9 protein-coding genes and 1 pseudogene are annotated in these 11,086 nt (G+C 48.6%); 5 read left to right on the top strand and 5 right to left on the bottom strand.

Annotated elements, in window-relative coordinates; translation table 11 throughout:
• Nucleotides 1-479: pseudogene (locus tag ABUA47_RS19810) on the top strand (cobalamin biosynthesis protein); the annotation flags it as partial.
• A 155-nt stretch (nt 480-634) separates the two neighbouring features.
• Here ABUA47_RS19810 and ABUA47_RS19815 read toward each other — a convergent pair.
• The 5 genes from ABUA47_RS19815 to ABUA47_RS19835 all read right to left on the bottom strand — a co-directional run bounded on the left by ABUA47_RS19815 (nt 635) and on the right by ABUA47_RS19835 (nt 6,748).
• Nucleotides 635-1,732 (bottom strand): TlpA disulfide reductase family protein, encoded by a 1,098-nt coding sequence (locus ABUA47_RS19815; protein ID WP_035448721.1) that lies wholly within the window; start codon nt 1,730-1,732, stop codon nt 635-637.
• Nucleotides 1,733-1,855: 123 nt separating this feature from the next.
• On the bottom strand, nt 1,856-2,404 hold the full coding sequence (locus ABUA47_RS19820; protein WP_349831939.1) for a 30S ribosomal protein S16: 549 nt from the start codon (nt 2,402-2,404) through the stop codon (nt 1,856-1,858).
• A gap of 175 nt (nt 2,405-2,579) precedes the next feature.
• Entirely contained in the window at nt 2,580-3,890 is a 1,311-nt protein-coding gene (locus tag ABUA47_RS19825) for a Na+/H+ antiporter NhaC family protein (RefSeq protein WP_349824424.1), read from the bottom strand.
• A 176-nt stretch (nt 3,891-4,066) separates the two neighbouring features.
• Nucleotides 4,067-5,578, bottom strand: a complete 1,512-nt coding sequence (locus ABUA47_RS19830) for an altronate dehydratase family protein (protein WP_347774247.1) — start codon at nt 5,576-5,578, stop codon at nt 4,067-4,069.
• A gap of 114 nt (nt 5,579-5,692) precedes the next feature.
• Nucleotides 5,693-6,748 carry a LacI family DNA-binding transcriptional regulator gene (locus tag ABUA47_RS19835; RefSeq protein ID WP_347774245.1) on the bottom strand — a complete coding sequence of 352 codons (1,056 nt, stop codon included), beginning with the start codon at nt 6,746-6,748 and terminating at the stop codon, nt 5,693-5,695.
• 341 nt (nt 6,749-7,089) lie between these two features.
• Here ABUA47_RS19835 and ABUA47_RS19840 point away from each other — a divergent pair, with 341 nt between their 5' ends.
• From ABUA47_RS19840 to ABUA47_RS19855, 4 genes are all read left to right on the top strand, one after another.
• Nucleotides 7,090-8,115 carry a sugar kinase gene (locus ABUA47_RS19840; protein WP_008664335.1) on the top strand — a complete coding sequence of 342 codons (1,026 nt, stop codon included), beginning with the start codon at nt 7,090-7,092 and terminating at the stop codon, nt 8,113-8,115.
• A 51-nt stretch (nt 8,116-8,166) separates the two neighbouring features.
• Nucleotides 8,167-8,532, top strand: a complete 366-nt coding sequence (locus ABUA47_RS19845; RefSeq protein WP_196028417.1) for a four helix bundle protein — start codon at nt 8,167-8,169, stop codon at nt 8,530-8,532.
• Between the two features lie 86 nt (nt 8,533-8,618).
• Nucleotides 8,619-9,287, top strand: a complete 669-nt coding sequence (locus ABUA47_RS19850; RefSeq protein WP_009038291.1) for a bifunctional 4-hydroxy-2-oxoglutarate aldolase/2-dehydro-3-deoxy-phosphogluconate aldolase — start codon at nt 8,619-8,621, stop codon at nt 9,285-9,287.
• A gap of 640 nt (nt 9,288-9,927) precedes the next feature.
• A partial coding sequence (locus ABUA47_RS19855; protein WP_349831941.1) for a glycosyltransferase family 2 protein occupies nt 9,928-11,086 on the top strand: 1,159 nt, incomplete at its 3' end.

An 11,086-nucleotide genomic window follows, 5' to 3' on the forward strand; every position in this document is an offset into this window, starting at 1 on the left:
GCTACAAATTTTTGCTTACCAAACTTTATGATGCAGGCTGCCGCTACGTCCAGTTCGACGGGGTACATTCGGTGATAATGGAAGATACCATCCGGCTCAACAACCGGGTTTTGCGTGAGCGTCCTGCAGGGATGTATGTTGCATTCCATGCACCGACGGACATGCTGGTGCAACTGCATGGGGCCGATGCTTATTTCCTGAATTACGACTGTGGCGCGTGCGACCGTAACCGTCTGCTCTGGTTCATACACGAGAAGGAAGCGGTGTTCGGTTTCGTGCTGTCCCATTATCCTCAGGAAGACGAATTGGATGAATTGCAGGCAAAAACCGAAAGTGTATTGAACTATATTCCTTTGAAACGTTTCACTTTATGTCTGCCGGATGCCAATGCGCTTCTTTCGCCTTCGGAGGCCGATGAGGAGAAACAGTGGGAAACCGTAAGGTTGGGGATGGAAATGGCTGCGCGTATCTTCTCTTGAAAAACGCCGCATTCCATCATTCCGAATGCCACACTTCAGCAAGGGAAATGCCACACTTCACAGAGGCAAATGCCATTGATTGGGCCTCGTGAAGTGTGGCATTTCGATTGACGAAGTGTGGCACTCCTCTTTTAGTCTCCGGTGTGTCCGGTTTATTATTTGACAGCTTCGGCTATCTTTTCCTGAAGCTCGTCACCGTGCAGTCCGCGTGCAAGGATAGTTCCTTCACCGTCAATCAACACAGTGTGGGGGATGCTGCTTACGGCATAAAGCTGTGCGCCTTCGCAGTTCCAGTATTTCAGGTCGGACATTTGCGGCCACGTGATGTTCAGCTTCTTGATGGCTTCTTTCCATGCGTCAGCACTCTGGTCCAGAGATACGCCTACAATCTCGAAGTTCTTGTTCTTATATTTGGCGTAAGCTTCCACCAGGTTGGGCATCTCGCGACGGCAGGGGCCGCACCAGCTTGCCCAGAAGTCAACAAGGACAACTTTGCCCTTGCCTACGTAGTCGGACAGTTTTACCGTTTTTCCTTCCGGCGTCTGCATCTCGAAGTCTGTAAACTTCTGGCCTACGGCAGTGGCTTTCATCTTTTCAACGTTGTTCTTTATCTTGACGATGGCTTCGTCGTTGTCGTAAGCTGCAGGGATTTGGGGCATCAGCGGGTCGAGGTCTGCCACATCCATGTAGTAGTAGTTCTGCTTCAGCAGGAGTACACCCACCGGGTTGGTGATGTTCTTGTTGATGCCGGCTTTGATGGCGGATATCATGCTGTTTTCCAGATTTTCCATCTCTTTGCTTTTAGCCTCGCGTTGTTCGTCGGTCAGGGTGGTGTCCGACATGGATTCGTAGATAGTCATCATCTGTTTGTTCAGGCCGTTGATTTGGACTCTGATTTCCTGGTAGGCATCATTGTTGGCAGTACCGGTGGCAGAGTTGTTTTCCTGCGACAAGTTGATTTTAATCTTGCCGTTTTCCAGGAAGAAGTCGATGGCTGCGCCGTCTTTTCCTTCGGCTTTGTAGGAGATGTAGCGGTTGACAGCAGTATCTTGTGTACCCTTGAAGGTGAATGTTCCATCTTTGATGACAGCAGAGTCCAATTTTACGAATTGGCGTCCTTCCACGGTTTCCAGATATACGGTGTCGCCGTCGGCTGCACCCTCTACAGTTCCGGTTACGGTGTAACCGTTGTTTCCACTGTTACAAGCTGTAAATACAGCGGCTACAGCGAGCAGATAAGTAAACTTTTTCATTGTTTGTTTTTTTAATGAATGATTATAGCTGCAAATATAGTAATAAAAAATCCCCTCCGATATGAACCGGAGAGGATTTTTATAGTTTTAATCCCATTTTTAGCGATAACGCTGTGCTTACTATTATTCGGCAGCAGCTTCTTCAGCAGCAGGGGCTTCTTCGGCAGGAGCCTCTTCGGCCGGTGCTTCGGCAGCGGCTTTTGCAGCAGCTTCAGCAGCTTTCTTTTCAGCCAGTGCTTTTGCTTTTTCTTCGTTTATCTTCTTTTCAGCTTCCAGACGTGCTTTTGCTTCAGCTTTCTTAGCTTCGTCTTCCTTAGCCTTCAGAGCAGCCAAACCGCATTGTTTGTTGTTCTTCCAGGCTTCGAACTTAGCATCAGCTTCAGCTTCGCCGAATGCGCCTTTCGCTACACCGCCCAGCAAGTGCTTCTTCATGTAAACACCTTCGCGAGAGAGGATGTTACGAACTGTGTCAGTAGGTTGTGCACCCTTCAACACCCAGTCAAGTGCGCGGTCGAACTTCAAATCTACTGTGGCAGGATTGGTGTTAGGATTGTAAGTACCAATCTTCTCAATAAATTTACCATCACGTGGTGCTCTTACGTCTGCAATAACGATAGAGTAGAAAGCGTAGCTTTTACGTCCATGTCTTTGCAATCTGATTTTTGTTGCCATTTAATTAAAATGTTTTTAGTTAATGATTTGAATTATGCTACTATCTCGTAATAGCGAGTGCAAAGGTAAGAAAAGATTTTGAGTTTTGAGTTATGAGTTATGAGTTATTTGTTGGCACGAGGGGTGTTTTTTTTAAATGTTCACACAACGTCACCCATAACTCATCACTTATCACTCATCCTTCTCCCGAGTATTTCCTGGGGTATCTCAGCAGAATGGCGAGTATGGCGCATGCTCCCATGCAGAAGGGGTAATACAGGTTTCCGATGATGCTGATGGGTGAAATGCCGGCAAGTCCGGAGGCTATCAGCATTTGCGCTCCGTAGGGGATGATGCCTTGCACGAGGCATGAGAAGGTGTCCAGTATGCTGGCTGTTTTCCGGCGGTCCAGGTGGAAGCGGAGGGCGATGTCCTTGGCTATGGGGCCGGTGGTGATGATGGCAATGGTGTTGTTGGCGGTACAGAGATTGGCGATGCCGACCAGGGCGGCGATGCTGAATTCGGCTCCCCGCTTGCCGCTGACGTGGCGGGTCAGCCGGGAGATGATGAAGTCGATGCCGCCGTTGTAGCGGATGGTCTCGAGCATGCCTCCGGCCAGCAGGGTGATGATGATGAGCTCGCCCATGCCGGTGATGCCCGTTCCCATGGCTCCGAACCAGTCGAAGAAGGCGGTGCCGGTATAGATACCGATAATTCCAGTAGAGAGGATGCCCAGCAGCAGTACCAGCATGACGTTGACACCTGCTACGGCCGTGCCCAGCACGATGAGGTAGGGGATTACCTTTATCCACTCGATGGTCTGCACTTGGGGCGGGGCGGAGACGGACAGTCCTTGAAAGATGTAGAGACCCAGCACGACAAGAGCTGCGGGGACTACAATCATGAAGTTGACGCGGAACTTGTCCCTCATCACGCAGTCCTGCGTCTTGGTCGATGCAATGGTGGTGTCGGATATGAAGGAAAGATTGTCTCCGAAGAACGAGCCTCCCACCACGATGGCGACCATGTAGGGCAGGTCGATGCCCGTCTTTTCCGCCAGTCCCACGGCTACGGGAGTCAGTGCGACGATAGTTCCTACGCTTGTTCCTATCGAGAGGGAGATGAAGCAGGCGGCAATGAAGATGCCCGCCAGTAGCAGGTTGTCCGGCAGTATATGCAGGGTCAGATTTACGGTTGCATCAATGGCGCCCATCTGCTTGGCGCTTTGGGCGAATGCTCCTGCAAGGATGAATATCCATACCATCAGCATGATGTTCTTGTTACTGGCGCCCACGGAAAACTGGTAGATACGCTGTTCCAGATTCAGGCCGCGCGTGATGGCGATGGCATAGCAGGACGAGGCGAGGAAGGCTACCGTGATGGGGACTTTATAGAAGTCGTTCACCAGGAGCGAGGTCACCAGGTAGAGGCAAAGGAACACCGCCAACGGGCTGAGTGCCCACCAGCCGCCTTTGGTTTTAGGGGTTGTATCGGTTGTTGCTGACATAGTTGTATTGTTTGGTTGAGATTAATGTTTCACCACAGATTTCTATCTTTCAATCAATTCCATGTTAATCGGTGTTATCTGTGGTGAAATCAATTCCGCCGCAAAGGTAACAAAAACAAAGGGCGGCACAAAATGGTTTTGTCCCGCCCTCCATCTATCAGCCCTTAATTTTCAATTTACAAAGTTACTCCGGTCTTGAAGATGGCTATTTCCTTGTAGCCTTTCTTTTCGTTGTTCACGAATTCACCGCTTGCTACTTTGATGATATATTCGATGAAGCGTTCGCAGGTTTTCTCCATCGGTTCGTTCTCGACGATAACTCCGGCGTTGAAGTCTATCCAGCCCGGCTTGTTCTTTGCCAAAGTGGAGTTGGTGGAAATCTTCATGGTCGGCACATAGGTTCCGAAGGGCGTTCCGCGTCCTGTGGTGAACAGCACCATGTGGCATCCGCAAGAGGCAAGGGCAGTGGCGGCTACAAGGTCGTTTCCCGGAGCAGACAGTAGGTTCAGTCCCTTTACTTTCAGGCGTTCGCCATACGGAAGTACCCCTTCCACGTAGCTTGTGCCGCATTTCTGTGTGCATCCCAAGGCTTTGTCCTCCAATGTCGAGATGCCTCCCACCTTATTTCCCGGAGACGGGTTTTCACCTACCGGTTCACCGTGTGAAAGGAAATATTCCTTGAAGTCATTAATCAGCTTCACCGTGTCCTCAAACAGCTCTTTGGTGCGGCAGCGGTTCATCAGGATGGTTTCTGCACCGAACATTTCCGGCACTTCCGTCAGTACGCTGGTACCGCCTTGTGCTACGAGGAAGTCGGAGAACATGCCCAGTAGCGGATTGGCGGTGATACCGGAGAAACCGTCCGAACCGCCACACTTCAGGCCTACGCGCAGTTCGCTTAAGGGAATATCCTCGCGCTGGTCCTGGATGGCTTTGGCATAAAGTTCGCGCAGCAGTTCCATTCCTTCTTCGTATTCATCACCCACTTTCTGGGTCACCATAAACTTTACGCGCTCCTGGTCATAGTCTCCCAGGAACTCGCGGAATACATCCGGCTGATTATTCTCGCACCCCAAGCCTACCACGAGTACGGCTCCCGCATTGGGATGCAGCACCATGTCGCGGAGGATTTTCTTTGTATTCTCGTGGTCGTCGCCCAACTGGGAGCAGCCGTAGTTATGGGGATAAGCCATGATGGCATCCACGCCCTTTCCGCCCGTTTCGCGGCGCAGGCCTTCGGCAAGCTGGTTGATGATTCCGTTCACACAGCCCACTGTCGGAATAATCCATATCTCGTTGCGCACACCTACGTCGCCGTTCTTGCGTTTGTACCCTCTAAAGGTTAGGTTTGGCGCGCCAGTATTGAGGTTTAGAGTTGTAGTATTGAGGTCTACGTTGACGGGGTTGTATGTGTATTCCAGCAACCCGGACAAGTTGGTCTTGATATTGTTTTCATTCATCCAGTCCCCCTGCTTCTGCGCTTTCCGGGCGTGGCCGATGGGGTATCCGTATTTAATGACGTTTTCGCCTTCCGCAAAATCTTTCAGTGCAAATCTGTGTCCGGCAGGAACATCCTCGTTCAGGGTGATTCCCTTTCCGTCCACCGTGAGTTTTTCACCGGCCGGGAGTGCTGTGATAGCCACTGCAACATTGTCGGCAGGGTTGATTTTCAGGTACTTTGCCTCCATCTTTTAAATTTTCCATTTACCATCTACAATGTACAATTTGGCTGCGCTGCGCTAGTATTAGTCCCCTTCCGCATGGTCGAATTGTACATTGTAGATGGTACATTGTACATGCAACTATTTATTGTAATAAAACTCTATATTCTCCTTCGTCAGCAAGTCAATCGGCATGAAGTTTTCCCTTGTGATTTCCTTCTTCAGAATCAGGTATTCGCACAAAGCCTTGATGCCATCGAATCCTTGCAGGGTGGGCTGCTGTGCTATGAGGAAGAAGATGCTTCCCTGCTTCAGGCAGTCTACGTTGCGTTGCAGCAGGTCATAGCCCATCAGGTTGAAGCCCTTTTTCTCTTTCTTCAGCAGGTATTCCCCGATGATGTATGCTTTGGAGTTGAAGGTGATTCCGTTCTTTACGGTAGGATGCTCTTGGAAGAACTCGTCCAGCATCAGTGTGTCCTCGCTGTCGCGCTTGGCATGCAGGTCCAGTTCCCAGATGCGGCAGGCGGGATGATGCTCCTGCATGTATTCGCGGAAACCTATTTCGCGGCGTTCCTGCTGGTTCGACCCCACGATGCCTTCATTTATCTTGCGGAAGATGACGATTTCCTGCGCGTCTTCTCCGGCAAGCAGCATCAGCATGCGGGCGGCAAAATATCCGCTCTGGTGCGAGTTCTGCCCGTAGAAGGAGAGGGCGGGCTCTTCCTTTATGTTGGAGTCTATATATATATAAGGTATATTATGTTGCGTCAGCTCATCCGTGAAGGGCTTGGTGTATTGCGGAACGGTGGGGGCAAACATCACTCCGTCCGGCTCCAGTGCCAGAATCTGTCCGGAGGCTTCCGCGAATGAATGATAGTCATACGGGTCATAGTAGGAGAGGTGCACGGCCACGTTGAAGTCAGAGTAAGTCTCTACGGCGTTGTGTATGCCCGTCTCCACGTCTGTCCAGTATTCGCCTTTCTCGTGCATTGGCAGCAGGCAGGCAAATGCGTACTTCTTGTTCGAAGCCAGTGCGCTGGCATACATATTGGGCTGGTAATCCAGTTGTTTCAGGATTTCTTCCACCCGCTTCCGGCTGGACTCGGACACACCGCTACGCCCGTGAATCACACGGTCGACGGTTCCCACGGATACATCGGCCATCTTGGCGATATCCTTTATTCTGACTCTTTCCATCTGTATATTTACGATTTAACGATTTACGATGTACGATTGATGTTGCTTTGGCTACGATTCTACAATGTAATCTCAATCGTCTAATCGTAAATCGTCCCATCGTACATCTTCTTGTGCTCGCACACAATTATAATCTTAATATTTTCGATACAAATATATGATAATTTTTTGTATTTCAAAAATTGTTGTATCTTTGTGCCCGTACACGAAGACTATGAAGAACGAATATTATTTTGATTTACTCTCCATAGTTTCAGGTGTTTAGGTTCTGTTTATACCTCGAAATGATAAATTGAAAGGAAACAAATTAATTTCATATTAAAATAAAACATAGAAAGATTATGGGAAAGAAAGTAGTTACATTAGGTGAAATCATGCTGAGGCTGTCTACTCCGGGAAACACCCGTTTTGTGCAGTCCGACTCTTTTGATGTGGTATATGGCGGCGGCGAGGCCAACGTGGCTGTCAGCTGTGCCAACTACGGACATGATGCTTATTTTGTAACCAAGTTGCCGAAACATGAAATAGGCCAGTCGGCTGTCAACGTATTGCGCAAGTATGGCGTAAAAACAGATTTCATTGCGCGTGGTGGTGACCGTGTAGGTATCTACTATCTTGAGACCGGTGCTTCCATGCGTCCCAGTAAGGTAATCTATGACCGTGCACACTCTGCCATTGCCGAGGCAGATGCGGCAGACTTTGATTTCGATGCCATCATGGAAGGTGCAGACTGGTTCCACTGGTCAGGTATCACTCCCGCCATCTCCGACAAGGCCGCCGAGTTGACCCGCCTGGCTTGCGAGGCTGCCAAACGTCACGGCGTTACGGTGTCGGTAGACCTCAATTTCCGTAAAAAACTCTGGACCAAAGAAAAAGCCCAGTCCATCATGAAGCCTTTGATGCAGTATGTGGATGTCTGCATCGGCAATGAAGAGGATGCTGAACTCTGTCTGGGCTTCAAGCCCGATGCAGACGTGGAAGGCGGCAAGACGGACGCTGAAGGCTACAAGGGAATCTTCAAGGCGATGGCGAAGGAATTCGGCTTCAAATATGTCATATCTACGTTGCGCGAGTCTTTCTCTGCTACCCACAACGGCTGGAAAGCAATGATTTACAACGGCGAGGAATTCTACGAGTCAAAGCGTTACGACATCAATCCTATCATCGACCGCGTAGGTGGCGGCGACTCTTTCTCGGGCGGTATCATCCACGGCCTGCTGACAAAACCCAACCAGGGTGCCGCCCTCGAATTTGCAGTAGCCGCTTCCGCCTTGAAGCACACTATCAACGGTGACTTCAACCTTGTTTCTACTGAAGAGGTAGAAGCGCTGGCAGGAGGGGATGCAAGCGGACGAGTGCAACGCTAAGCTCATTTACGATTTGACGATTTACGATGTACGATTGAAATTACTTCTACAGTGAACTCGGAGGAATTGAAAATACGATTGAAGGTGTTCTCTTTGAGAATAATCAAGATGGTAGATTGTATGCCTAATCGGATTTCGTCAATGGCTATAGCTAAACAAATAGTACGTTCAGGGACTTCACCTGCTGCCAATTATAGGGTAGCTTGTTTGGGAAAGTCTGATAAGGATTTTCTGAATAAACTGAAAATGGTAGAGGAAGAACTGGATGAAACTATACACTGGTTGGAAATTATTGCTGAAAGTGAGATGATTCCTGCTAATAAACTGCTTGGGTTGCAACAAGAGGCGCATGAATTGTATAAAATAATAGTGAGTTCTATTGTCACTACAAGAAATCGGTTAGCAAAGGAAGTTTGAATCGTCAAATCGTAAATAAAAAGAATAGATATAAAGTAAAGTAATATTAATCGTAAATCGTAAATCGTCAAATCGTAAATAAAAAGATGAGTAAATTTGATAAAATCGCAGTATTAAATAAGATTGGTTCTACCGGCATGGTGCCCGTCTTTTATCATAAGGATGCAGAAGTTGCAAAGAAAGTTGTAAAGGCTTGTTACGATGGAGGTGTTCGTGCGTTCGAATTCACGAACCGTGGTGACTTTGCCCACGAGGTGTTTGCCGAAGTGGTGAAATTTGCGGCAAAAGAGTGCCCGGAGATGGCTATGGGTGTAGGTTCCATCGTTGACCCTGCTACTGCGGCGCTGTATTTGCAGTTGGGTGCATGTTTCGTTGTAGGCCCGTTGTTCAACCCGGAGATTGCTAAGATTTGTAACCGTCGCCTGGTAGCCTATACTCCGGGATGCGGAAGCGTTTCAGAAGTGGGCTTCGCGCAAGAAGTAGGGTGCGACCTCTGCAAGATATTCCCGGGCGACGTGCTTGGTGCCAAACTCGTGAAAGGTCTGCTGGCTCCGATGCCCTGGTCCAAGCTGATGGTGACCGGTGGGGTGGAGCCGACTCAGGAAAACCTGACCTCCTGGATTAAGGCGGGTGTGTTCTGCGTAGGTATGGGTTCCAAACTCTTCCCGAAGGATAAGGTCGCTGCCGAAGACTGGACTTACGTTACAGAAAAATGTAAAGAAGCTTTGGGGTATATTGCCGAAGCAAGAAAATAAATAAGAAATTCATTTTGTTTAAAGGTGTTTAAAGGGGACAGCTATCGAAGCGTTTCGGCGCTTCGGTGGCTTGTTTTTTACTGGAAAGTATACTCCCGATGAACAACAAACTGTTTATAAGTGTAAACTACACCCTTAAACTCTAAAACAATGTTATAAAACATGCGAAAAATGTGCCGGTATTTTGCGTGCGCGGAGAAAACACTTACCTTTGCAGTGCAGTTGGGAAACTGCATTTGGATTTGATAAATAATAAAAACAGTTTTCAATAAAGGATATTAGTTGTTAGGTAAAAGGATTGAAAATAGATTTTTTTCATAAGCTAAATGTTTTGAATAAATAGGTAAATTAGGTAAAGGTAAAAATTGGATTTTGAAGTTTTCAGAATAGGTAATTGAAGTTTTATTTTTCAGGTAAAGAGAAAGATTGATTTTTAGGTAACATTGACGCAGTTTAAAAGAAAAGCCTTTAAGGCTTTTCTTACAGGGGCGAGGGGTTCGTGAGAGCTTGCTCGTTTTTTTATTCCTATATTCTTCGCATTTTTTGTATATTTTGTCCGGACTCTACTTCTTTTTTGTATCTTTGTGTCGGATACCCATTAAAAACAAGCAGCAACTCTAAAGCTTAAATAGCTCTGAATTTGGAACATATATTGAATATATTCGATTGGCTTTTATACATATGGTTTGCAATAAACATACTGTATCTATTGGTTTACAGTCTGGCGTCACGCCGGCGTGACCTGCCTCTGCCCCCTCCAGCCAAGGAACACAAGCGTTTTGCCATACTGATTCCTGCCTACCGCGAAGATGCCGTGATACACGAGTGCGTCCATTCATGTCTGGAGCAGGATTATCCCGCCGACTGTTTTGATACGGTTGTCATTTCGGACCGTATGCAGCCCGAAACCAACGCTTCCCTCGCTGTGCTTCCTGTCCGCCTGGTTGAAGTGCATTTTGAGAAAAGCACCAAGTCCAAATCCCTGAATGCCGCCATGGCTGCCATCGGCAATGACTATGACATCGCTTTGGTGCTCGATGCGGACAATGTCATCCCTTACGATTATCTGAGTGATATTAACGACCTCTTCGCCAATCCGGAAGTCGAGATTGTGCAGACCCACCGGAGTGCCAAGAACCTGAACAATGACATGTCCCTGCTCGATGCCATCAGTGAGGAAATCAACAATACCATTTTCCGTCTGGGGCATGCCAAGCTGGGCTTGTCGGCTGCCCTTATCGGTTCCGGTATGGCGTTCCGTTATGACTTGTTTCGTGATACGATGGCTGACATCAAGGCTGTGGGCGGTTTCGACCGTGAATTGGAGCTGACCCTGCTCTATCGCGGCAAGCGTTTTTATTATCTGCCCGAAACCTTTGTGTTCGATGAGAAGATACAGAACACCGGCGATTTCTCCCGTCAGCGCCGCCGCTGGCTGTCGGCACAATGGCACTACTGCCAGACTTTCGCCAAGTTTCTGTGGAAGGCGCTTGTTGCGCGTAACTGGGACTTCTGCGACAAGCTTTTCCAGCAGCTTTCCATTCCCCGCCTGCTGTTGATGGGCTTCACGTTCCTCTTCTCCGTGTTGTTTACGGTTTATCGCTGGACATGGGGGCTGAAGTGGTGGCTGCTCTTGGTGTTGCTCGCTGTCGCACTGCTCGTTGCCGTTCCCAAAAGGTTCTGCACCAGCCGCCTGGCAATGGCCCTGCAAAAGATACCCTATACATTCCTGCTGATGGCAGGAAACATCTTCAAGCTGAGGGGGGCAAACAAGACCTTTATACATACCAGGCATGGGG

This window comes from Bacteroides sp. RTP31139st1_H2_RTP31139_211217, assembly GCF_040227615.1.
Classification (GTDB): Bacteria; Bacteroidota; Bacteroidia; order Bacteroidales; family Bacteroidaceae; genus Bacteroides; species Bacteroides uniformis.